This window comes from Pseudomonas sp. G5001, assembly GCF_013385475.1.
GTDB lineage: Bacteria > Pseudomonadota > Gammaproteobacteria > Pseudomonadales > Pseudomonadaceae > Aquipseudomonas.
On sequence record NZ_JACAPZ010000006.1, the window covers coordinates 34,376 to 58,274 of the forward strand.

At 62.1% G+C, this 23,899-nt stretch carries 20 protein-coding genes; 11 read left to right on the forward strand and 9 right to left on the reverse strand.

Annotated features, from left to right (window positions below):
• Positions 1 to 2: 2 nt before the first annotated feature.
• The gene (gene rpsP / locus HX805_RS05090; protein ID WP_003209587.1) at positions 3 to 254 is read right to left on the reverse strand and encodes a 30S ribosomal protein S16; all 252 of its coding nucleotides are present in this window, start codon (positions 252 to 254) and stop codon (positions 3 to 5) included.
• Between the two features lie 250 nt (positions 255 to 504).
• Entirely contained in the window at positions 505 to 1,881 is a 1,377-nt protein-coding gene (ffh, locus tag HX805_RS05095) for a signal recognition particle protein (protein WP_003209589.1), read from the reverse strand.
• 234 nt (positions 1,882 to 2,115) lie between these two features.
• Here ffh and HX805_RS05100 point away from each other — a divergent pair, with 234 nt between their 5' ends.
• The 3 genes from HX805_RS05100 (at position 2,116) to HX805_RS05110 (ending at position 5,711) form a co-directional block, all read left to right on the forward strand.
• Complete coding sequence (locus HX805_RS05100; RefSeq protein WP_010176828.1) at positions 2,116 to 2,928, forward strand: inner membrane protein YpjD; 813 nt, start codon at positions 2,116 to 2,118, stop codon at positions 2,926 to 2,928.
• A gap of 12 nt (positions 2,929 to 2,940) precedes the next feature.
• The gene (locus HX805_RS05105; protein WP_177116660.1) at positions 2,941 to 4,179 is read left to right on the forward strand and encodes a transporter associated domain-containing protein; all 1,239 of its coding nucleotides are present in this window, start codon (positions 2,941 to 2,943) and stop codon (positions 4,177 to 4,179) included.
• Positions 4,180 to 4,400: 221 nt separating this feature from the next.
• Positions 4,401 to 5,711, forward strand: a complete 1,311-nt coding sequence (locus HX805_RS05110) for an MFS transporter (protein ID WP_003209595.1) — start codon at positions 4,401 to 4,403, stop codon at positions 5,709 to 5,711.
• A 94-nt stretch (positions 5,712 to 5,805) separates the two neighbouring features.
• Here the strand turns inward: HX805_RS05110 and purT are convergent, their stop codons facing one another.
• From purT to HX805_RS05135, 5 genes are all read right to left on the reverse strand, one after another.
• On the reverse strand, positions 5,806 to 6,987 hold the full coding sequence (gene purT, locus HX805_RS05115) for a formate-dependent phosphoribosylglycinamide formyltransferase (protein ID WP_023659130.1): 1,182 nt from the start codon (positions 6,985 to 6,987) through the stop codon (positions 5,806 to 5,808).
• Between the two features lie 69 nt (positions 6,988 to 7,056).
• Positions 7,057 to 7,524, reverse strand: coding sequence for a hypothetical protein (locus HX805_RS05120; RefSeq protein WP_003209599.1), 468 nt, complete (start codon positions 7,522 to 7,524; stop codon positions 7,057 to 7,059).
• A 164-nt stretch (positions 7,525 to 7,688) separates the two neighbouring features.
• Positions 7,689 to 7,904 (reverse strand): DUF1289 domain-containing protein, encoded by a 216-nt coding sequence (locus HX805_RS05125; RefSeq protein WP_087695119.1) that lies wholly within the window; start codon positions 7,902 to 7,904, stop codon positions 7,689 to 7,691.
• Positions 7,901 to 8,425, reverse strand: coding sequence for a gamma carbonic anhydrase family protein (locus HX805_RS05130; RefSeq protein ID WP_008438249.1), 525 nt, complete (start codon positions 8,423 to 8,425; stop codon positions 7,901 to 7,903). The genes HX805_RS05125 and HX805_RS05130 overlap by 4 nt, the downstream gene beginning before the upstream one ends.
• 39 nt (positions 8,426 to 8,464) lie before the next feature.
• Positions 8,465 to 9,067: a CoA pyrophosphatase gene (locus tag HX805_RS05135; RefSeq protein WP_003209605.1), complete on the reverse strand. Its 603-nt coding sequence runs from the start codon at positions 9,065 to 9,067 to the stop codon at positions 8,465 to 8,467.
• 146 nt (positions 9,068 to 9,213) lie between these two features.
• Between HX805_RS05135 and HX805_RS05140 the strand changes: the two genes are divergently transcribed.
• From HX805_RS05140 to nagE, 7 genes are all read left to right on the forward strand, one after another.
• Positions 9,214 to 9,762, forward strand: a complete 549-nt coding sequence (locus tag HX805_RS05140) for an NUDIX hydrolase (protein WP_177116661.1) — start codon at positions 9,214 to 9,216, stop codon at positions 9,760 to 9,762.
• Between the two features lie 42 nt (positions 9,763 to 9,804).
• Positions 9,805 to 10,308, forward strand: coding sequence for a murein L,D-transpeptidase family protein (locus HX805_RS05145; protein WP_003209608.1), 504 nt, complete (start codon positions 9,805 to 9,807; stop codon positions 10,306 to 10,308).
• A gap of 263 nt (positions 10,309 to 10,571) precedes the next feature.
• Positions 10,572 to 11,330, forward strand: a complete 759-nt coding sequence (locus tag HX805_RS05150; protein ID WP_003209609.1) for a GntR family transcriptional regulator — start codon at positions 10,572 to 10,574, stop codon at positions 11,328 to 11,330.
• A gap of 10 nt (positions 11,331 to 11,340) precedes the next feature.
• Entirely contained in the window at positions 11,341 to 12,447 is a 1,107-nt protein-coding gene (gene nagA / locus HX805_RS05155; RefSeq protein ID WP_087695120.1) for an N-acetylglucosamine-6-phosphate deacetylase, read from the forward strand.
• A complete protein-coding gene (locus HX805_RS05160; RefSeq protein WP_023659131.1) occupies positions 12,428 to 13,450 on the forward strand; it encodes an SIS domain-containing protein in 1,023 nt (340 codons plus the stop codon). The genes nagA and HX805_RS05160 overlap by 20 nt, the downstream gene beginning before the upstream one ends.
• A gap of 36 nt (positions 13,451 to 13,486) precedes the next feature.
• Positions 13,487 to 15,994, forward strand: coding sequence for a phosphoenolpyruvate--protein phosphotransferase (gene ptsP / locus HX805_RS05165; protein WP_177116662.1), 2,508 nt, complete (start codon positions 13,487 to 13,489; stop codon positions 15,992 to 15,994).
• A 74-nt stretch (positions 15,995 to 16,068) separates the two neighbouring features.
• Positions 16,069 to 17,727 carry an N-acetylglucosamine-specific PTS transporter subunit IIBC gene (gene nagE, locus HX805_RS05170; RefSeq protein WP_218167297.1) on the forward strand — a complete coding sequence of 553 codons (1,659 nt, stop codon included), beginning with the start codon at positions 16,069 to 16,071 and terminating at the stop codon, positions 17,725 to 17,727.
• A gap of 179 nt (positions 17,728 to 17,906) precedes the next feature.
• On the opposite strand, the gene HX805_RS05175 is transcribed toward nagE, so the two are convergent.
• Both HX805_RS05175 and purL read right to left on the reverse strand, forming a co-directional pair.
• Positions 17,907 to 18,218 (reverse strand): NGG1p interacting factor NIF3, encoded by a 312-nt coding sequence (locus HX805_RS05175; protein WP_087695123.1) that lies wholly within the window; start codon positions 18,216 to 18,218, stop codon positions 17,907 to 17,909.
• Positions 18,219 to 18,222: 4 nt separating this feature from the next.
• Positions 18,223 to 22,119 carry a phosphoribosylformylglycinamidine synthase gene (gene purL, locus HX805_RS05180; RefSeq protein ID WP_177116663.1) on the reverse strand — a complete coding sequence of 1,299 codons (3,897 nt, stop codon included), beginning with the start codon at positions 22,117 to 22,119 and terminating at the stop codon, positions 18,223 to 18,225.
• Positions 22,120 to 22,406: 287 nt separating this feature from the next.
• Between purL and mltF the strand changes: the two genes are divergently transcribed.
• Positions 22,407 to 23,867, forward strand: coding sequence for a membrane-bound lytic murein transglycosylase MltF (gene mltF, locus HX805_RS05185; protein ID WP_177008154.1), 1,461 nt, complete (start codon positions 22,407 to 22,409; stop codon positions 23,865 to 23,867).
• The last annotated feature ends 32 nt before the right edge of the window (positions 23,868 to 23,899 follow it).

Below are 23,899 nucleotides of genomic sequence, written 5' to 3' on the forward strand. Positions count from 1 at the left end.
GCTCAGGCCGCAGCCTTAGATGCATCCTTCAACAACTGAGCAACGCGCTCAGAAGGTTGTGCACCAACGCTCAGCCAGTAGGCTACGCGCTCTTGGTTCACGGACAGACGGACTTCTTGACCACGAGCGATCGGGTTGAAGAAGCCAACTTGTTCCTTGTGAGAGCCGTCACGTGGGTTGCGGCTGTCAGTTACGGTCAAGTGGTAAAACGGGCGCTTTTTGGAGCCGCCAAGGGCAAGACGGATTGTTAGCATGTGAACATCGTTCCTGTAGTCGGTGCTGCAAATCTAAATGCACAGCGGGCATAGGTGCCCGAAAGGCCGCATATTCTAAGGAATATCCGGACTTTTGCAAATGTCTTTTTCTGGCGCCTATCAGCGTGCCATTCAGATCTGCTATAGAGCCGTCGGTTAAAACGGCAAGTCAGCTCCCGCCAATGGCGGGTTTGCTGGAGATCCCGCATCCCTGCGGGTCGGAGCAGAAGCGAACTTCTGCTCGAATTCTTTACATTTTCGGCATGCCGCCGCCGGGCAACATACCGCCCATGCCGCGCATCATCTTGGCCATCCCGCCTTTTGCAGAGAATTTCTTCATCATCTTCTGCATCTGCTTGTGCTGCTTGATCAAGCGACCGATGTCCTGCACCTGGGTGCCGGAACCCATGGCGATCCGACGTTTGCGCGAACCGCTGATCAGCTCAGGGTCGCGGCGCTCGGCCGGGGTCATGGAATTGATGATGGCTTCCATCTGCTTGAATTGCTTCTCTGCCGCGCCCTGGGCATTGCCCATTTGCGCCAGGTTCACGCCGCCGATGTTCGGCAGCTTGTCCATCAGGCCGCCGAGCCCCCCCATGTTCTTCATCTGTTGCAACTGGTCGCGGAAGTCTTCGAGGTCGAAGCCCTTGCCCTTCTTCAGCTTTTTAGCCAGCTTGTCGGCCTTGTCCTTGTCGAGGGTCGCTTCCGCTTGCTCGATCAGGCTGAGCACGTCGCCCATGCCGAGGATACGCGAGGCGATCCGCTCAGGGTGGAACGGCTCGAGCGCTTCGCTCTTCTCGCCCATACCGATGAACTTGATCGGCTTGCCGGTAATGGCGCGTACCGACAAGGCGGCACCGCCACGGGCATCGCCGTCGACCTTGGTCAGGATCACACCGGTCAGCGGCAGTGCATCACCAAAGGCCTTGGCGGTATTGGCCGCATCCTGGCCGGTCATGGCATCGACCACGAACAGGGTTTCTACCGGGTTGATCGCGGCATGCAGCGCCTTGATCTCGCCCATCATCTCTTCGTCGATGTGCAGGCGACCGGCGGTATCGACGATGACCACGTCGATGAATTTCAGCTTGGCTTCTTTAATAGCCGCCTGGGCAATATCGACCGGCTTCTGGCTCAGGTCGGACGGGAAGAAGGTCACGCCCACTTCGCCCGCGAGCATTTCCAGCTGTTTAATAGCCGCCGGACGGTAAACGTCGGCAGACACCACCATCACCGACTTCTTCTTGCGCTCTTTAAGGAAGCGCGCCAGTTTGCCGGCGGTGGTGGTCTTGCCCGCACCTTGCAGACCGGCCATCAGCACAACGGCTGGCGGCACGGCGCTGAGGTTCAAATCTTCGTTGGCCGCGCCCATCAGGCTTTCGAGTTCGGCCTGGACGATCTTCACAAAGGCCTGGCCCGGCGTCAGGCTGCGGGACACTTCGGTGCCGACCGCGCGCTCTTTGACCGAGTTGACGAAGTCCTTCACCACCGGCAAGGCGACGTCGGCTTCCAGCAACGCCATGCGCACTTCACGCAGGGTGTCTTTAATATTGTCCTCGGTCAGCTTGGCCTTGCCGGTGACATGGCGCAGCGTCTGCGAGAGACGGTCAGTCAGATTTTCAAACATGCGCGATCCTTTCAGGCCCTATTCATCGAAATGCATTGTTAGACCGAGGTAATGGCGGCCCAGGCTGTGGTAAATCGCTATTAAAAACAGCGCTCGGCGAGCCTGCGGCGTGGGCAGGTCGCGGATTATAGCGAAGACTGTCGCCATGCACACCCGCTGTCTGGCCTGAGAGTCTTTCGTGTTACGCAGGTGTATGCCAAACTCAGCGCCTTTCGGGCCTGCTTAACAGGATTTATGCTCCCTTTGTCACCCAGTTTGCTACCCAGCCTCGCCGCCGCCATCTTGTATGCCGCTGCGACCCTCTATCAGGGCACTCGTCTGGCCCAAGGCGCCAAGGCCGACAAACGCCTGCTGGTAGGCCTTGGCGTCCTCGCCCTGCTGGCTCACGCCGCCAGCCTGTTCACGCACTTGATGACGCCGGTCGGCCTGGGCCTGGATTTCTTCAGCGCTGCCAGCCTGATTGCCGCCGCGGTGATCGCGCTGACCCTGATGGCCTGCTACCGGATCCCGGTGGAGAACCTGCTGGTGCTGTTGTTCCCGCTCGGGATGCTGACGGTGCTGCTGGCGCAATTCACACCGACCGGCACCGTGCAGGTCATTGATGAAGAGCCGGGCATCCTCGCCCACATCCTGCTGTCGATCCTCGCCTACGGCATGTTCACCATCGCGGTGTTCCAGGCCTTGCTGCTGCTGTTGCAAGACCACCAGCTCAAGCACAAGCACCCGTCGGGGCTGATCAAGAACTTCCCGCCGCTGCAAACCATGGAAAGCCTGCTGTTCGGCTTCCTCTGGGCCGGCTGGACGCTGCTGTCGCTGTCACTGATCTCCGGCTGGCTGTTCGTCGAGAACCTGTTTGCCCAGCACCTTGTGCATAAAACCCTGCTGGCCTGCCTGGCCTGGGTGGTGTTCAGCGTGCTGCTGTGGGGCCGCAACCGTCTCGGCTGGCGCGGGCACAAGGCGATCCGCTGGACCCTGGCCGGTTTCTGCCTGCTGATGCTGGCCTATTTCGGCAGCAAGCTGGTTCGCGAATACATCCTGCATATCTGACGGGCAGCCGACATGGACAACTTGCCCTTGGGGCCGATGCTTGCGGTAGTAGCCTTGCTGGTTTTATGGTCGGCGCTGTTTACCGCCATCGAAGCCGCCCAGCAACATTTGCTGGCCCTGCGCCCCGGCACCCGCCAGGGTGACAAAGCCGCCGCCCGCCTGAACTTCCCGCGCAACAGCCTGATCCTCTGCAATACCCTGTGCCGCGCCGTGGTGGTGATTCTCTGCACCCTGCTGGCGATCTACGCCTGGGCGCAAAACGGCCCGTGGCTCGGCTGGGCGATCTCCAGCGCGGTGCTGCTGGTGCTGGCCGACTATCTGCCGCGTGCCCTGGCCACTCGCCACCCGCAAACCATCCTTGGCTTCGGCAATACCTTGCTGAGCGTGCCGCTGAAAATCCTTTATCCGCTGGCCTGGCTGCTCAACGGTGTCAGCCTGTTGCTGCTGCGCCCGTTCACCCGCAAGCCCGGGCTGGTCAAGAAGAGCGACGAGCCGCAGCCGGACCAGGACGACGAGCCGGAAGCCGAAATCCCCAACACCCGCGCGCCGGGCATGCCGGGCATCCACGCCCTGGACAACATCACCGTCAACGACATCCTGGTGCCCCGCAGCGAAGTGGACGGCATCAACCTGGATGACCCGGTAGAGGAAATCATCGAGCAACTGCGGGTTTCCACCCGAACCCGGCTGCCGGTGTTCCACAGCGACATCAACCAGGTCGAGGCGGTGCTCAACACCCGGCAGATCCGCCACCTGCTGCCGGACGCCAGCCTGACCAAGGAAGCGCTGCTGGAGGCCTGTCACGAGCCCTACTTCGTCCCGGAAAGCACACCGCTGCAACTGCAATTGCTGAACTTCCACAAGCAACAGCGCCGCCTGGGCATGGTGGTGGATGAATACGGCGAAGTGCTGGGCATTGTGACCCTGGAAGACATTCTTGAAGAAATCGTCGGTGAGTTCGAAAGCGAGCACCACCTCGACAACCCGCACATCCAGCCCCAACTGGATGGCCGCTACGTGATCGACGGCGCCGCCTCGATCCGTGACTTGAACAAAACCCTCGGCTGGCACCTGCCCAGCGACGGCCCCAAGACCCTCAACGGCCTGGTGACCGAAGCACTGGAGACCATTCCGGATTGCGCCGTGTGCCTGAAAATCGGCCGCTATCGCCTGGAAATCCTCGAGACCGAGGACAACCGCGTCGCCAAGGTGCTGATCTGGCACACCAGCACGGTGCCGGTCGCCGCTTAAGCCCCTTGTTGGATCCGCAAACCCCTTCCTATAATCGGGCGGCTTACCCAAGCCCCGCCCGACCGCGTGCTACCCGCACTGAGCGCGTCCAGGCACCGCTTTACCGTGTCTGACCGGTGTTTGCTCCCATCCCGAGCCGCCCCGCGCACAACCCTGATCCATGGGTGTTCGACCAATAATAATCCGCGTCCAAACGCGCAATGACCGTCAGGGATACCTCAATGAGCACCACCTATAACGAGACGGCGACCGCCGCCCCGACCAACTCGACGGCCCGGGTCGCCACCGCGAGCATCATCGGCACCGCCATCGAGTTCTACGACTTCTATATCTACGCAACTGCCGCCGCGCTGGTGATCGGCCCGGTGTTCTTCCCGCAAACCTCCGGCACGGCGCAGATGCTCGCCTCGTTCCTGACCTTCGGTATCGCGTTTATCGCGCGGCCACTGGGCTCGGCGCTGTTCGGCCACTTTGGTGACCGGATTGGCCGCAAGTCGACACTGGTGGCTTCCCTGCTGCTGATGGGCGTGTGCACCACGCTGATCGGCTTGCTGCCCGGTTATGACAGCATCGGGGCCTGGGCACCGATCCTGCTCTGCGTACTGCGCTTCGGCCAGGGCCTCGGGCTTGGCGGCGAATGGGGCGGCGCGGCGTTGCTGGCCACCGAGAACGCCCCGAAGGGCAAACGCGCCTGGTTCGGCATGTTCCCGCAGTTGGGCCCGTCGATTGGCTTTCTGGCGGCCAACGGGCTGTTCCTGATCCTGGCCATGAGCCTGAGCGACGAACAGTTCCGCAGCTGGGGCTGGCGCATTCCGTTCATTCTCAGCGCGGCGCTGGTGATGGTGGGGCTGTATGCGCGGCTCAAACTGCATGAAACGCCGGTGTTCGCGAACGCCGTGGCCAAGGAAGCGCCGGTGAAGGTGCCGCTGGTGGAACTGTTCAGCCAGCATTGGCTGCCGGTCCTGCTGGGTGCGGCCTCGATGGTGGTGTGTTATGCGCTGTTCTATATCACTACGGCGTTTTCCCTGAGCTACGGCGTGTCTACGCTGGGCTACAGCCGTGAAACCTTCCTCGGGCTGTTGTGCTTCGCGGTGCTGTTCATGGGCGCGGCGACGCCGCTGGCGGCGTGGGCCAGCGACCGTTACGGGCGTAAGCCGGTGCTGATTGTCGGTGCGATCCTGACCATCCTTTCCGGCTTCACCATGGAGCCGTTGCTGACCCACGGTTCAACCTGGGCCGTGGCACTGTTCCTGGCGCTGGAGCTGTTCCTGATGGGCGTGACGTTTGCCCCGATGGGCGCGATGTTACCGGAACTGTTCCCGACCCGCGTGCGTTATACCGGTGCTTCGGCGGCGTATAACCTGGGTGGGATCGTGGGTGCGTCGGCGGCACCGTTCTTCGCGACCAAGCTGGTGGCGATGGGCGGTTTGAGTTATGTCGGCGGGTATGTGTCGGCGGCAGCGGTGATCAGCTTGATTGCTGTGTTGTGCCTGAAAGAGACGCGCAATAACGATTTGAACAAGGTCGCCTGATAAACCGCCTTCGGGAGCAAGCCCCCTCCCACATTTTGATTTGCGAATACATTCAAATGTGGGAGCGGGCTTGCTCGCGATGGGCGCGACTCGGTTACAGCTCTACAACAACAGCCTTCGAAGCACGAGTGGCTTTAGCCCGCGCTGCCTCAATCGACTCATCCCGCGCCAACGCCACGCCCATACGGCGCTGGCCATTCACTTCCGGCTTGCCGAACAAACGCAACGCCGTATCCGGCTCGCTCAAGGCTGCACCCAGGTTGGAAAACGCCGTCTGGGTCGACTTGCCTTCCACCAGGATCACCGCCGAAGCCGAAGGCCCGAACTGACGGATCAACGGGATCGGCAGGCCGAGAATTGCCCGCGCATGCAGGGCGAACTGCGACAAGTCCTGGGAAATCAGGGTCACCAGGCCAGTGTCATGGGGGCGCGGCGACACTTCGCTGAACCACACCTGATCGCCCTTGATAAACAGCTCGACGCCAAACAGACCACGACCACCCAACGCTTCGGTTACCGCCTTGGCAACGCGCTCGGATTCCGCCAGTGCAATCGGGCTCATGGCCTGTGGCTGCCAGGATTCCTGATAGTCGCCCTTCTCCTGACGGTGACCGACAGGCGCACAGAAGGTAGTGCCGCCAATGTGGCGCACGGTCAGCAGGGTGATTTCGTAGTCGAAGTCGATAAAGCCTTCGATGATCACGCGGCCCTTGCCGGCACGCCCGCCTTCCTGGGCGTAATCCCAGGCTTTCTGCACGTCATCGGCGCTGCGCAGCAGGCTCTGGCCCTTGCCCGACGAACTCATCACCGGCTTGACCACACACGGGAAGCCCAGGTCGGTGACGGCCTTGCTGTAGTCCTCGAAGGTGTCGGCGAAGTGGTACGGCGAGGTCGGCAGGTCCAGCTCTTCGGCGGCCAGGCGACGGATGCCTTCGCGGTTCATGGTCAGCAACGTCGCGCGGGCGGTCGGGATCACGGTGAAGCCTTCGGCTTCCAGCTCCACGAGGGTGGCGGTGGCGATCGCTTCGATTTCCGGCACGATGAAGTGCGGCTTTTCGGCTTCGATCACGGCACGCAGGGCGGCGCCATCGAGCATGTTGATCACGTGGCTGCGGTGGGCAACCTGCATGGCCGGTGCGTTGGCGTAGCGATCCACGGCAATCACTTCAACGCCCAGGCGTTGCAGTTCGATTACCACTTCCTTGCCCAGCTCACCGCAGCCACACAGCATTACGCGGGTCGCGGTTGGCGACAATGGAGTTCCGATTCGGGTCATCTCAGGTCCTCAGGGGAGCGGATCGTGGGGAGAAAGGCCGGCATTTTACATGAACTGTAAAGATTGGCTTCAGTTGGCGACGCGCTGCCGGCGCAAACGCCAGGCCATGGCCAGCCACACCACGGTAACGCCGGCGAATTTCGACACCAGGGCAGTGCCGGCGACCGCGGGCGTCAAGGCGCCGATCAGGCCGAAAAAGATGAAGGTATCGAGGGGGATACTCAGCGCCGAACTTATCCACAGGCGGTCGTGGAGTGGGCGCTTGGTGATGCTGAACACCAGCCAGTCAATGCATTCGGACACCGCGAACGCCGTGGCGCTGGCTAGGGCGATGGACGGATCGGAGGTGATATAGGACAGCACCAGCGCCGCCAGCATGGCGATGATCGCGCCATGGCCGAAACGGGTTTGCACCATGTCCCGCAGGACAAATACCAGGCCGCCCCAGGCAGACCAGATGACATCCAGGTGCGGAGCGGTGGAAAAGGCGAAGTTGATCAGCACGACGCTGCTGATATAGGCAATCAGGAAGAACATGAGGCGAGGGACCTGTGAACAAGGGGCACAGGGTACTTCACATTTGGAAATATGTCGTCTGGGCGGGCCCTTTCGCGAGCAAGCCCGCTCCCACATTTTGAACGCATTCCTCCAAGATAAACGCAATCAAATGTGGGAGCGGGCTTGCTCGCGAAAGCGGTCTATCAGGCGCCGGACTTCCCCGGAATCATCCACACCAGCCCACTCGCCTTCGCCCGCTCATGGCACAACCCCAGCACTACCCGGCGCTCGGCGTTGTCCATGCGACTCCAGCGGGTGATTTCATCCACCGTGCGCTGGCATCCCGTGCAGATATCATCGTCATCCAGCGCACAAATGCTCACGCACGGCGAGGCGACGGGTCGTTCTACCGGGTTCATTCTTCCTGCTCAACCAGATCACGGGCATACCGCTGGGCGTTATGCACATAGTGCGCAGCGCTGGCCTCGAGCATTTTCTTCTGCACGTCGGTCAGTTCCCGCACCACCTTGCCCGGCGAGCCCATCACCAACGAACCATCGGGAATTTCCTTGCCCTCGCCGATCAGCGAATTGGCGCCGATGATGCAGTGCTTGCCGATCTTCGCCCCGTTAAGAATCACCGCATTGATGCCAATCAGGCTGTAATCGTCGACGGTGCAGCCATGCAACATGGCGTTATGGCCGATGGTCACGCCAGTGCCAAGGGTCAGCGGGTAACCCATGTCGGTGTGCATCACGCTGCCGTCCTGCACGTTGCTGTTCTTGCCGATCAGGATCAGCTCGTTGTCGCCGCGCAACACCGCGTTGAACCAGACGTTGGCGCCCTCCTCCAGCTTGACCTTGCCCACCAGCGTGGCATTGGGGGCCACCCAGCTGTTGGGATGGGTTTCGACTCGGGCGTCGCCCAGGCGGTATTTCATAGGTGGATCCTCACGGCAGGAACGATGGCCATCTGGCTCTTAGGTATTGATGAAGCTTTTCGGCGGTCGATGCAGGCTAATGTCGGCATCGTCATAGAGCAGATTGATCAGCTCGACGATCATGATCGCCGTCAGGCCCCAGATCTTGTATTCGCCAAACCGATAACTGGGCACATACCAACTGCGGCCCTGGTAATCGATACGGTGGGTGTGTTCGCGCGGGTCCTGGCGAAAAAACTCCAGGGGCACGCTGAAAACAGCGGCGATCTCGGCGTCATTGGCCAGGTATTCGACGTAATCGGGGATAACGCCTACATAAGGCGTGACACGGATACCGTGCAGGGAAATCAGCGGGCTCAACGGGCCGATGACTTCCACCAGGCCCGGCGGCAGGCCGATTTCTTCTTCGGCTTCGCGCAGCGCGGTGAATATCAGGTCGGGATCTTCAGGGTCGCGGCGCCCGCCAGGGAACGCCACTTCGCCGCCATGGGTGGATAACCCGCTGGCGCGCAAGGTCAGGATCAGCTCGGGTTCGTCACTGCGGGTGATCGGCACCAGTACCGCCGCTTCCGGGAAACGACCGTCGGTCTCCAGCGTGTGGGGCGTATGATTGCTTACCCGGCGAAGTAGCTCGTCCAGCATGAGTCATCTCGGTCTGTTGGCTACCTTGCATCATGCACCAAACCTTGCGCACGCCCAACCCCAAAACCCTGGCCATGTCGCTAAACGACAACTTGCAGCCCATACCCGGTCACGCCAAGATAGGCGCACTCTCCAGGAACCCCAGCATGAACTTCTGCAGCCAGTGCGGTAAACCGGTCACCCAGCGCATTCCCGAAGGCGACGCACGCCTGCGTTATGTCTGCGATCACTGTCAGACCATTCACTACCAGAACCCCAATATCGTCGCGGGCACCGTACCGGTGTGGGGCGACCAGGTGCTGCTGTGCCGGCGCGCCATCGAGCCGCGCCTGGGTTTCTGGACCTTGCCCGCCGGCTTCATGGAGAACGGCGAGACCGTCGAGCAGGCCGCGATGCGCGAAACCCTGGAAGAAGCCTGCGCCCGGGTGCGCAACCTGAGCATCTACACCCTGATCGACGTGCCGCACATCAGCCAGGTGCACATCTTCTACCGGGCCGAACTGATCGACCTGGATTTTGCCGCCGGCCCCGAAAGCCTTGAAATGCGCTTATTCGATGAAGCCGACATCCCTTGGTCCGAGCTGGCTTTCCGCACGGTCGGGCGTACCTTAGAATGCTTTTTTGCTGACCGCCGGCAACAGTCGTATCCGGTGCGCAGCGAATCGGTGCCGCCGCTGACCCAGTTGGCCAAATAACAATCCAGGCGGCACGTAGTCTTTTCAGGGGATACCGTTTCAATGCGTTGGTTGCTTGCTCTGATCTGCCTGTCGTTTGCCACGCTGTCGCCAGCCTCCACCCAAGTGATCCTGGGGGGCAAACCCGTCGAGAAAATCCTGGTGCTCAAGTCGGCCCATCAGTTGCAACTGATCAATGACGGCAAGCCCCTCAGGACCTACCGCATTTCCCTGGGCAAGAACCCCAAGGGCACCAAGCTGATGGAAGGCGACCGCCGCACCCCGGAAGGTTTCTACTGGATCGACTGGCGCAAGACCAGCGACCGCTTCAACCTGGCCATGCACATCTCCTACCCCAATATCAGCGATTCCGCGCGCGCCCGCCGCGAAGGGGTCAAGCCCGGCAGCATGATCATGATCCACGGCACCCCCGACGCCGAGGACTACCCCGAAGAGCTGTTCCACACCCTGGACTGGACCGACGGCTGCATCGGCATGCGCAATGTCGACATGCGCGAAGTCTGGAACCTGGTGAAAGACGGCACGATGATCGAGATTCGTCCGTAATTTCCTGCCCCTCGTAAAATAATTCAAAAAAAATTCCCGCCCCATGGGTGGCCTGCCGGTGAATACCAGTTCACCTCGGCAAGCTGCGCGCTTCTGCCTGAAATAAAGACCTCTCTAATACCACTTGAACTGGCGCACTATTAAGACGCCCGCAAACGCTCGCCTGCACTGTTTTCGCTGCATTGACATGGTATTTAAGTGGTATTAGCTTGCGATCACTACCGGGCGACAACACTCCAATAACCGCATCGGAAACCGACACGATGAACCCCATCCTGGCCCTGCGCCCCGACGATAAACAATCGACGCCGCTGTACCTGCAACTGGCCCGCAACCTCGAAGCCGCGATTCATGCCGGCCAGTGGAAATCCGAGCAGGCTTTGCCGTCGGAACGTGCCCTCAGCGAGCAACTGAGCATTTCCCGGGTGACCGCCCGCAAGGCGCTGGAAGTGCTGTTCGAACAAGGCCTGATCCGTCGCAGCCAAGGCTCCGGAACCTTCATCACGCCACGCCTGGAACAACCGCTGTCGCGCCTCTCGGGCTTCAGCGAAATGCTCCGGCTCAAGGGCTTTGTGCCGACGTCCCAATGGCTCGAGCGCGACATCACCCCGCCGACCCATGAAGAATTGATCCGCCTGGGCCTGTCACCCAGCGACAAAGTCGCGCGGCTCAAGCGTTTGCGTAAGGCCGACGACACGGTGATGGCGATTGAAATGACCGCCATGCCCGCCTCCGTCCTCCCCCACCCGCAGGCCATCGGCAATTCGCTGTACGAATACCTGGAAAGCATCGGCAAACCCATCGTGCGCGCCCTGCAACACATCCAGGCGATCAACGCCTCGGACGAGTTCGCAGCCCTGGTGGGCATCGCCCCTGGCACCGCCATGCTGCTGATGACCCGGGTGGGCTACACCGCCGACAACACCCCGATTGAAATCACCGACACCTACTGCCGCAACGACTACTACGACTTCGTCGCAGAACTGCGCCGCCACGACTATTCCGCTGAACTGCGAATTTAGAGAACTGCCCATGTCCGAAGACAATATCCTCACGCCACACGGCTGGATTCGCGGCCGCCTGGTGCACCAGCACGGCAAGGTCACTGCCGTAGAAGGCAGCCCGTGCAACCCGGCTGACAACGACCTGCCGTACCTGCTGCCAGGCTTTATCGACCTGCACGTGCACGGCGGTGGCGGCAAAGACATCATGGAAGGCACCGACGCCTTCCACACCATCACCCGCACCCACGTGCGGTTTGGCACCACCTCGCTGCTGGCCACCACCATGACCGCGCCGGTGGATGAGATTTCCCGCGTGCTCGGCGAAATCGGCACCTATTGCGAAAGCCGCCCGACCGGCACCGCTCGCGTCCTGGGCGTGCACCTGGAAGGCCCCTACATCAATCCGGGAAAACTCGGCGCACAACCGAACTTCGCCCACACCGCCTTGATGGCCGAAGTCGAAGAATACCTGCGCCTGGCGCCAATCCGGGTGATCACCATTGCTCCGGAAATCGCCGGCCATGACGGCCTGATCCGCGCCCTCAGCGAACGTGGCGTGCGCATGCAGATCGGCCACACCCTGGGCAGCTATGAAGAAGGTGTCGCCGCCCTCGCCGCCGGGGCCACCAGCTTTACCCACTTGTACAACGCCATGAGCCCGCTGCATCACCGCGAGCCCGGCATCGTCGGCGCGGCCCTGGCCCACGCCAAATACGCCGAGTTGATTCCCGACCTGCTGCACGTGCACCCCGGTGCCATGCGCGTGGCGCTGCGCTCGATCCCGTGCCTGTACTGCGTCACCGATTCCACCGCCGCTGCCGGCATGCCCGACGGCGAATACAAGCTGGGCAGCCACACCGTGACCAAGTGCCTGGGCGGCGTCCGCCTTGCCGATGGAACGCTGGCCGGCAGCACCCTGACCATGGACCAGGCGCTGCGCAACCTGGTGAAGATCGGCCTGCCGATCAGCGAAGCCTCACAACGCCTGTCGCAATTTCCTGCGGACTACCTGGGCCTCGAAGAACGCGGTCGCCTGCAACCCGGCAGCTTTGCCGACTGCGTGCGCCTGGACCGCTCCCTGCACCTCACCGACGTAATGGTCGAAGGAGAAACCATTGACTTCAAAAATGCTTGAAGAGGCCCTGGCCTCCTGTGAGGCCGTCGAGGCTCAACTGCAACGCCTGGACCCGCTGCTGGTGGAAGTCGCCGGCCGCCTGCGTCGCCAGCCACCGCAAGTGGCGATGACCATCGCCCGTGGCAGCTCGGACCACGCCGCCAGTTACTTCGCCTACCTGACCATGCAACATCTGGGGATTCCGGTGGCGTCGCTGCCGATGTCGGTGGTGACCATGCTGCAATCGCCGCTCAAGGTCAGCGGGCAAGTGGCGTTCGGTTTCTCCCAGTCGGGACAGAGCCCGGACCTGGTCAACAGCCTGCGCCTGTTGCGCAAGCGCGGCGCCTTGAGCATCTCGATGGTCAACGCCGAAGACTCGCCACTGGAAGCCGCCTGCGAATTCCATGTGCCGCTGTGCGCCGGGCCGGAACGCAGCGTCGCCGCCACCAAAAGCTTTATCGCGACCCTGAGCGCCAGCGCCCAGCTGATCGGCCACTGGAATCAGGAAGACGAGTTGCTGCAAGCCTGTAAGGCACTGCCCGAAGGTTTGCGTGAAGCCGCCAGGCAAGACTGGAGCCTGGCCATCGACGCCCTGCGCGACTGCCAGCAACTGATGGTGATCGGCCGTGGCGCCGGTTTTGCCATTGCCCAGGAAGCCGCGCTCAAGCTCAAGGAAACCTCGGCGATCCAGGCCGAAGCCTTCAGCAGCGCCGAAGTGCGCCATGGCCCGATGGCTCTGATCGATGACAACTACCCGCTGCTGGTCTTCGCCCCACGCGGCGCCGAACAAGCCGGCCTGCTGAGCCTGGCCGCAGATATGCGCCAGCGCGGTGCCCGCGTGCTGCTGGCCGCTCCCGATGACATCGCCGAGCGCGACCTGACTCTGAGCCGCGCCGAACACCCGGCCCTGGACCCGATCCTGGCGATCCAGAGTTTCTACGTGATGGCCGCCGGTTTGGCAGAGGCCCGGGGCATGGACCCGGACCAACCGCGTCACTTGAGCAAAGTGACCCGCACCCACTGAGTTGATTGCAGCGTTTTCCTGATGAGTACCGTGCCCATGTCCCACAATAATAAAGACCTCACCCTCAGCGCTCCCCTCAGTGGGCCGGTGCTGACCCTGGGCGACGTTCCCGACGAAGTGTTCGCCAGTGGCGCCATGGGCGACGGCATTGCCATCGACCCGCTCAACGATTGCCTGCACGCGCCGTGTGATGGCGTGATCATCCACGTCGCCCGCACCGGGCATGCGCTGACCATTCGCGCCGATAATGGCGCTGAATTGCTGATGCACGTGGGCATCGACACGGTGGAATTGAATGGCGAAGGCTTTGCGCTGCTGGTCAAGCAAGGTGCGCGGGTCAGCAAGGGCCAGGCACTGGTCCAGTTTGACCTGGACCTGATTGCGCGCCAGTGCAAAAGCCTGGTCAGCCTGATCATCCTGACCAACAGCGAGCTGTTTGAGCTACGGCCGATCACCTTGAAAACAGTGAAGGTCGGCGAGCCGCTGCTGCATGTGGTTGCACGGTTGGCCGGTGCAGCGAAAGTGATTGATGAGTCGGTCACCGAAGCCAGCGCGACTATTCGCATCACCCATCGTGGCGGCCTGCATGCGCGCCCCGCTGCCTTGATCCGCAAGACTGCACAGGCATTCAGCAGCCAGTCGCAGCTGCATTTCGCTGGCAAGTCGGCTTCGTGCGACAGCCTGATCGGCTTGATGGGCCTGGGGATTGGTGAGCAGGACGAGGTGCAGGTCACCTGTCGTGGCAAGGATTGTGAAGCGGCGCTGCAAGCACTGATCGCTGCGCTGTCGGTGGAAGTTGGCGAAGCGCATCACGCTCCAGTGGCCGTCGCCCCACGCCGCGCGAATACCGAAGCCGGAGTACTGCAAGGCGTGTGTGCCGCGCCGGGGTTGGTCTGCGGCCCGTTGTTCCGCCTGAACGGAATCGAGCTGCCGGTGGACCCGGGCAACAACGCCCCGGATGAGCAGCTGCAGCACCTGGACAGTGCCCTGGAACAGGTGCGTAGCGAAATCCGCCACACCCTGGACCAGGCCCGTCAGCGCAAGGATGTGGAGGAAGAAGAGATCTTCGCCGCCCACCTGGCCCTGCTGGAAGACCCTACGTTGCTGGAGGCCGCCACCGCCGCCATCGAACAGGGCAGCGCCGCCACTCACGCCTGGCGCGATGCGATCCAGGCTCAATGCGCGGTGCTGCTCGCCCTAGGCAAACCGCTGTTCGCCGAACGCGCCAACGACCTGCGCGACTTGCAGCAACGCGTGCTGCGGGCGTTGCTGGGCGAGGCCTGGAATTTTGATTTGCCGGCCGGCGCTATCGTCTCGGCCCATGAGCTGACCCCATCGGATCTGCTGCAACTGAGCAATCAACACGCCGCCGGTATCTGCATGGCCGAAGGCGGCGCGACGTCTCATGTGGCGATTCTGGCGCGGGGTAAAGGCTTGCCGTGCGTGGTTGCACTGGGCACTGAATTGCTTGATGTGCCCCAAGGCCAACGCGTGGTGCTGGATGCCGCCAACGGCCGCCTGGAGCTGACGCCGGATGATGCGCGCCACGCTCAGGTTCACCAGTTGCGCGATGCACAGAAACTGCGGCGCCAACAGCAGCACGCGGAGGCTCAAGGCACCGCCAGCACTCAGGATGGCGTGCGTATTGAAGTGGCCGCGAATGTCGCCTCCAGCGTCGAAGCCCAACTGGCCTTCGAGAATGGCGCCGATGGCGTCGGCCTGCTGCGCACAGAATTTCTCTTCGTCGACCGCCGCACTGCGCCCGACGAGCAAGAGCAGCGCCAGGCCTACCAAGCCGTGATGGATGCCATGGGCGACAAATCCGTGATCATCCGCACCATCGACGTCGGCGGCGACAAGCAACTCGACTACCTGCCGCTGCCGTTCGAGACCAACCCGGTGCTGGGCCTGCGGGGCATTCGCATGGCGCAAGTGCGTCCGGAGGTGCTGGACCAGCAACTGCGTGCCCTTCTCCAGGTCAGCCCGCTGGAACGTTGCCGCATCCTGCTGCCAATGGTCAGCGAAGTCGACGAACTGCTGCACATTCGCCAGCGCCTCGATGAACTGTGCGCCGAGCTGGAACTGACCCAACGCCCGGAACTGGGCGTGATGATCGAAGTGCCCGCGGCGGCGCTGATGGCCGAACAACTGGCCGAGCACGCGGACTTTCTGTCCATCGGCACCAATGACCTATCGCAGTACACCCTCGCCATGGACCGCGACCACGCCGGCCTCGCCGCCCGGGTCGATGCCATGCACCCGGCGCTGTTGCGGCTGATCGCCCAGACGTGCATCGGCGCAGCCAAGCATGGGCGCTGGGTCGGTGTGTGCGGGGCGCTGGCGTCCGACCCGCTGGCCACGCCGGTGCTGATCGGTCTGGGCATCAGCGAGCTGTCCGTCAGCCCGCCGCAGATCGGAGAAATCAAGGACCGTGTCCGTCACCTGGACGCAGCCCAATGCCGGCAACTGAGCCAAAGCCTGCTTAACCTGAGCAGCGCCAAAGCCGTTCGCCAAGCCTGTCAACACCACTGGCCGCTGAGCTGAAAACAACAAGAATAGGGAGACACGCCGTGTACCAATATTTTATCGAAGGGCTGCAACGCCTGGGCCGTGCGCTGATGCTGCCGATCGCGATTCTGCCGATCGCCGGCCTCCTGCTGCGGCTGGGCGACACTGACCTGCTGAACATCGCGGTGATGCACGACGCCGGGCAGGCGATCTTCGCCAACCTGGCGCTGATCTTCGCCATCGGCATTGCCGTGGGTTTTGCCCGCGACAACAACGGCACGGCGGGCCTGGCAGGCGCCATCGGTTACCTGGTGATGGTCTCAACCCTCAAGGTGATGGACGCCAGCATCAACATGGGCATGCTCGCGGGCATCGCCAGCGGCTTGATGGCCGGTGCGCTGTATAACCGCTTCAAGGACATCAAGCTGCCGGAGTACCTCGCATTCTTTGGTGGGCGACGGTTTGTGCCGATCGTCACCGGGTTCTCCGCAGTGGCGCTGGGGGTGATCTTTGGTTTGATCTGGCCACCCGTGCAGCAAGGCATCAACAGCTTCGGCGTGCTGCTGATGGAAAGCGGCAGCTTTGGCGCGTTCGTGTTTGGCGTGTTCAACCGCCTGCTGATCGTCACCGGCTTGCACCATATCCTCAACAACATGGCGTGGTTTGTGTTCGGCACCTTCACCGACCCGACGACCGGCGCGGTAGTGACCGGCGACCTGACTCGCTACTTTGCCGGCGACCCGAAAGGTGGGCAGTTCATGACCGGCATGTTCCCGGTAATGCTGTTCGGCCTGCCGGCGGCGTGCCTGGCGATGTACCGCAATGCACTGCCGGAGCGGCGCAAGATCATGGGCGGGATTTTCCTGTCGATGGCGCTGACCTCGTTCCTGACCGGGGTCACCGAGCCGATCGAATTCGCCTTCATGTTCCTCGCGCCGTTCCTGTACCTGGTGCATGCGCTGCTGACCGGGTTGTCGATGGCGATCACCAACATGCTCAACATTCACCTGGGCTTTACCTTCTCCGGTGGGTTTATCGACATGGTGCTGGGTTGGGGTAAATCCACCAACGGCTGGTTGGTATTCCCGGTTGGGCTGGCGTATGCGGTGATCTACTACAGCGTGTTCAATTACTGCATCCGTCGCTTCAATTTGAAGACGCCCGGGCGTGAGGATATTCAGGTGGTGCAGGCTGAGGCCATGACTGATAACCAACGGGCCGGGGCTTATATTCGGGCGCTGGGTGGTGCAGAGAATCTGCTGAGTGTGGGTGCTTGCACGACGCGTCTGCGGCTGGACATGGTGGACCGCAACAAGGCGGTGGATGCCGAGTTGAAGGCGCTGGGTGCGATGGCCGTGGTTCGACCGGGTAATGGCGGGAGTTTGCAGGTGGTGGTCGGGCCGATGGCGGACAGCATTGCCGATGAGATTCGGTTGGCGATGCCTTCGTATGTTGGAGTCACTCCGGTCGCTGCTGCACCGGTTGAGAAGAGCACGCCGGTGAACGTGCATGAGGCCGAGAAATGGCTGAGTGCGCTGGGCGGTCGGGCCAATGTTTTGCAATTGGATGCGGTGGCGATGACGCGGCTGCGGGTGGAGTTGGGGGATGGTTCGGTGTTGTCGGAATCTCAACTGACGGCGCTGGGTTGCCAGGGTGTGAGCCAGCTTGAGAGTGGGATTTGGCACTTGCTGATTGGTGACAAGGCTTCGGGGTTGGGTGAGGCGTTGGAGCGGTTGGTCAGTGGCCGTGAGGTTGGGGTAAAAGCCTGAATCTTTGCTGAGCATCAGGGCCTCTTCGCGAGCAAGCCCGCTCCCACATTTTGATCGGTGCCCGTCATGGCAACGCGGTCAAATGTGGGAGCGGGCTTGCTCGCGAATGGCCGTGACAGGCAACAAAAAACCCGCTGACCAAACTGGCCCAGCGGGTTTCTTGTTTTGCAGCCAGCGAATCAAAAATCCGCCAACTGCCATACCTCATACGCCGGTGTCTCATACGGATGGCTCAGCTTCAACGCAGCCACCACAGCCACGATCAACTCATCCGCCACCACCAGCTCAACCTTCCATTCTTCAACCACTTCAACCTGCCCCACCTGCCCGATAAACGGTTGGCTGCCGTCCATCGCGCGGAATTGGCCCTGGCCCAGGACCTGCCAGGCGCAGCTGTCGTAGTTGCCGATGCGCCCGCCGCCGGCTGCGAAGACGGCGGTTTTCACCGTCTCCACGTGGCTGTCGGGCACAAAGAAGCTGAGCTTGTACACCGACTTAGTTCACCCAGACGCGAGCGTTACGGAACATGCGCATCCACGCGCCGTCTTCGTTCCACTCTTCCGGGCGCCACGAGTTCTGCACGGCGCGGAACACACGCTCCGGGTGCGGCATCATGATGGTGACGCGACCGTCGCGGCTGGTCAGCCCGGTGATCCCGCGCGGCGAGCCGTTCGGGTTGGCCGGGTAGCCTTCGGTGACCTTACCGTGGTTGTCGACGAAACGCAGGGCCACGGTACCGGACAGGTCGGCTTCCAGCAGAGCTTCTTCGCTGGCGAATTCCGCATGGCCTTCACCGTGGGCGATGGCGATTGGCATGCGCGAACCGGCCATGCCCTGCAGGAAGATCGAGTTGGATTCCTGTACCTGGACCATCGCAACCCGCGCTTCGAACTGCTCGGAGCGGTTACGCACAAAGTGCGGCCAGAACTCGCTGCCCGGGATCAGTTCGCTGAGGTTGGACATCATCTGGCAACCGTTGCACACACCCAGGGTGAAGCTGTCGTTACGCTCGAAGAAGCCCTGGAACGCGTCACGGGCACGGCTGTTGAACAGGGCCGACTTGGCCCAGCCTTCACCGGCACCCAGTACGTCGCCGTAGGAGAAACCACCGCAGGCAACCAGGCCTTTGAACTCGTTGAGGTCGACGCGACCAGCGAGGATGTCGCTCATGTGCACGTCGATCGCATTGAAGCCGGCACGGTCGAACGCTGCCGCCATTTCCACCTGGCCGTTGACGCCCTGCTCACGCAGTACGGCCACTTGTGGGCGGATGCCTTTCTTGATGTAAGGCGCGGCGATGTCCTGGTTGACGTCGAAGCTGAGCTTGGTGCTCAGGCCCGGGTTGTCTTCTTCCAGGATCACGTCGAATTCCTGCTCGGCGCAGTCGGCGTTGTCGCGCAGGCGCTGGATCTGGTAGCTGGTCTCGGCCCACTGGCGTTGCAGCAGGCGGCGCTGGCCTTCAAACACGGTTTCGCCGTTGAAGACGATGTTGATTTCACCGTTGTTGATCGGCTGGCCAATCACGGCCACGCAGTCGCCCAGGCCTGCGGCGCTGAACTGTGCGAGTACGTCCGGGGTTGCGTCCTGGCGAACCTGGATAACGGCGCCCAGCTCTTCGTTGAACAGGATTGCTGCGATGTCAGCGGAAGTTTCTGCCAGGCCATCGAGGTTCAGGCTCAGGCCGCAGTGACCGGCGAAGGCCATTTCCACGGCGCTGGTCAGCAAACCACCGTCGGAACGGTCGTGGTAAGCCAGCAGGTGGCCGTCGGCGTTCAGGCCCTGGATCACGGCGAAGAAAGCTTTCAGGTCTTCGGCGTCGTCGACGTCCGGGGCCTGCTTGCCGAGCTTGCCGTGCACCTGGGCAAGGATCGAGGCGCCCATGCGGTTCTGACCGCGACCGAGGTCGATCAGGATCAGGTCCGTGGTGCCCTTGTCCATGCGCAGTTGCGGGGTCAGGGTCTGGCGAATGTCGGTGACTGGCGCAAAGCCGGTAACGATCAGCGACAGCGGCGAGGTGACGCTCTTGTCCACGCCTTCATCGTTCCAGCGGGTGGCCATGGACATGGAGTCCTTGCCCACCGGAATGGTGATGCCCAGCTCAGGGCACAGCTCCATGCCGACCGCTTTCACGGTGTCGTACAGGCGCGCATCTTCACCCGGGTGACCGGCAGCGGACATCCAGTTGGCCGACAACTTGATGTCGGAGATCTTGGCAATACGCGAAGCCGCGATGTTGGTCAGGGTTTCGCCGATGGCCATGCGGCCCGACGCCGGGGCGTCCAGCAGCGCCAGCGGAGTACGCTCGCCCATGGCCATGGCTTCACCGGTGTACACGTCGAAGCTGGTAGCGGTGACGGCAACGTCAGCCACCGGGACCTGCCACGGGCCGACCATTTGATCACGGGCAACCAGACCGGTGATGGTGCGGTCGCCGATGGTGATCAGGAAGCTTTTGCTGGCAACGGCCGGGTGGTGCAGGACGCGCTCCACGCAGTCGGCGATGGCCAGGGTCGACGGGTCGAAATCGTCGCCCAGTTCGTTTTCACGCACGGCCGAACGGTGCATGCGCGGGGCTTTGCCCAGCAGCACTTCCAGCGGCATGTCCACCGGGCTGTTGCCGAAGTGGCTGTCGGTGACCGTCAGTTGCGGCTCGGCAGTGGCTTCGCCGACCACGGCAAACGGGCAGCGCTCGCGTTCACAGATCGCCTGGAAGCGTTCGAAGTCGGCAGGGCCGACGGCCAGGACGTAACGTTCCTGGGATTCGTTGCTCCAGATTTCGTGCGGGGCCATGCCCGGCTCATCGTTTGGAATGTTGCGCAGTTCGAAACGGCCGCCACGGTCGCCATCGTTGACCAGTTCCGGGAAGGCGTTGGACAAGCCACCTGCGCCGACGTCGTGGATGAAGCTGATGGGGTTCTTGTCACCCAGTTGCCAGCAACGGTCGATGACTTCCTGGCAACGGCGTTCCATCTCAGGGTTTTCGCGCTGTACGGAAGCGAAGTCCAGGTCGGCCGAGCTGGTGCCGGTGGCCATGGAGGAAGCGGCGCCGCCGCCCAGGCCGATCAGCATCGCCGGGCCACCGAGGACGATCAGCTTGGAGCCGACCAGAATCTCGCCTTTCTGTACGTGTTCGGCGCGGATGTTGCCCATGCCGCCGGCCAACATGATTGGCTTGTGGTAACCGCGCACTTCATCGCCACGGGGGGTGGTGATGGATTGCTCGAAAGTACGGAAGTAACCGGTCAGGGCCGGACGCCCGAATTCGTTGTTGAACGCGGCGCCGCCCAGCGGGCCTTCGATCATGATGTCCAGCGCGGTGACGATGCGCTCAGGCTTGCCGTACGGCACTTCCCACGGCTGTTCGAAGCCCGGGATCTGCAGGTTGGACACGGTGAAGCCGGTGAGGCCAGCCTTTGGCTTGGCGCCACGACCGGTTGCACCTTCGTCGCGAATCTCGCCGCCGGAACCGGTGGCAGCGCCCGGGAACGGGGCAATCGCGGTCGGGTGGTTGTGAGTCTCGACTTTCATCAGGATATGCACCGGCTCTTGCACCGCACCGTACTGGCGGGTTTCAGGGTCCGGGAAGAAACGGCCGGCGACAGAGCCGACGATGACCGAGGCGTTGTCCTTATAAGCCGACAGAACGCCTTCGCTGTGCATCACGTAGGTGTTCTTGATCATGCCGAACAGGCTTTTTTCCTGGCTCTGGCCGTCGATGTCCCAACTGGCGTTGAAGATCTTGTGGCGGCAGTGCTCGGAGTTCGCCTGGGCGAACATCATCAGTTCGATGTCGTGCGGGTTGCGCTTCAGGCCGATGAAGGCGTTGACCAGGTAGTCAATTTCGTCTTCGGCCAGGGCCAGGCCCAGCTCGGTGTTGGCGGTTTCCAGGGCGGCACGGCCACCACCGAGCACGTCAATCGCGGTCAGCGGCTTGGGTTCGGCGTGGCTGAACAGACCGGCGGCCTGTTCCAGCTGGCTGACGATGATCTGGGTCATGCGGTCGTGCAGGCTGCTGGCGATCAGCTCGGCCTCGGCCTCGCTGAACTGGCCTGCTACATAGAAGGCAATCCCGCGTTCCAGGCGCTGGATTTTTTCCAGGCCGCAGTTGCGGGCGATGTCGCTGGCCTTGCTCGACCAGGGCGAGATGGTGCCGAACCGTGGCAGGACCAGGAACAAGCGGCCGTTAGGCTCTTGGACAGGAACGCTGGGACCGTACTTCAGAAGGCGCGCCAGCACTTGCTGTTCGTCGGCGGTCAAAACGCCAGTAACGTCGGCGAAGTGAGCAAATTCAGCATACAAGCCACTGACAGAAGGTACCTTCTGGCTCAGTTGCTCAAGGAGTTTGCTGTGGCGAAAGGCAGAAAGGGCAGGAGCGCCGCGCAGGATCAACATCTTCGGGACAGCCTCGGGAAGGGGGTGTGCTTTGAGGCCGTGCATTCTAGCGTAAACCGTCGCCAACGGCACCCGAAACGGCACCAGTGGCCGCAGCCGGACGTCAGTTGGCATAAATCGCACGATATCATATGGCCATATAGGCTATTCCGGGCAGTTATTTTAACCGTCACAATCGGCTGCCAAGCCCCGTTTCTGCGGGCTGCAGCCAAGGTTTACGGGCGCTAGCAGACAAGTGCCCCGCTGTCGAGATATGGCGCCGAGGGTCCTTTGCGTATACTGCGCAGATGTTCTCCCCTACTGCTTTACGCCCGCGATGCGCCAAATGGCTCTTCGTTACCGGACTCTTCCTGCTGCTCAGTGCGTGTGTGGATAAACCCAACACGCTCGAGCGAATCAAGGAGGATGGCGTATTGCGGGTGGTCACCCGAAACAGTCCGGCCACTTATTTCCAGGACCGTAACGGCGAAACCGGCTTCGAATACGAACTGGTGAAACGTTTTGCCGACGAGTTGGGGGTAAAGCTCGAGATCGAGGCGGCCGACAACCTGGATGACCTGTTCTCGCAGATCGGCAAGCCCAACGGCCCGGTACTGGCCGCCGCCGGCCTGGTCAGCAGTGAGCAGCGTCGCCAACAAGTGCGTTTCTCCCACCCTTATCTGGAAGTCACCCCGCAGATCATCTACCGCAACGGCCAGTCCCGGCCGACCACCGCGGCAGACCTGGTGGGCAAGAAGATCATGGTGCTCAAGGGCAGCACCCACGCCGAGCAACTGGCGCAGCTGAAAAAACAGTTTCCCGGAATTGACTACGAAGAGTCCGACGCCGTTGAGGTGGTCGACCTGCTGCGCATGGTGGATGAGGGCCAGATCGACCTGACGCTGGTGGACTCCAACGAAGTGGCGATGAACCAGGTGTACTTCCCCAACGTGCGGGTGGCCTTTGACCTCGGTGACGCCAGCCATCAGGCCTGGGCGGTCGCCGCCGGTGAAGACAACAGCCTGCTCAACGAGGTCAACAACTACCTCGACAAGGTGGAAAAGAACGGCACGCTGCAACGCCTGAAAGATCGCTATTACGGGCACGTCGATGTACTCGGCTACATGGGCGCCTACACCTTCGCCCAGCATCTGCAGCAGCGCCTGCCCAAATACGAGAAACACTTCCGGGCCTATGCCAAGGAAGAAAAGGTCGACTGGCGCCTGCTGGCGGCCATCGGCTACCAGGAATCACTCTGGCAGCCGGCGGTGACCTCCAAGACCGGCGTGCGCGGCCTGATGATGCTGACCCAGAACACGGCGCAGGCCATGGGCGTGTCCAACCGCCTGGACGCCAAGCAGAGCATCATGGGCGGCGCCAAGTACCTGGCCAAGATCAAGGATGAGCTGGACGACAAGATTGCCGAGCCGGACCGCACCTGGTTTGCCCTGGCGGCGTACAACGTCGGCACCGGCCATTTGGACGACGCGCGCAAGCTGGCCGAAAAAGAAGGCCTGAACCCGAACAAGTGGCTGGACGTGAAGAAGATGCTGCCGCGCCTGTCGCAGAAGCAGTGGTACAGCAAGACGCGTTATGGCTATGCCCGTGGCGGTGAGCCCGTGCATTTTGTGGCGAACATCCGGCGTTACTACGACATTCTGACGTGGGTGACGCAGCCGCAGCTGGAAGGCAACCAGGTGGTCGAAGGCAACCTGCATGTGCCGGGTGTGGACAAGACCAAGCCGACGGAAGAAACCCCGCCGCTGTAATCCCCCGATTATCCAAACACCACAAAACCAAT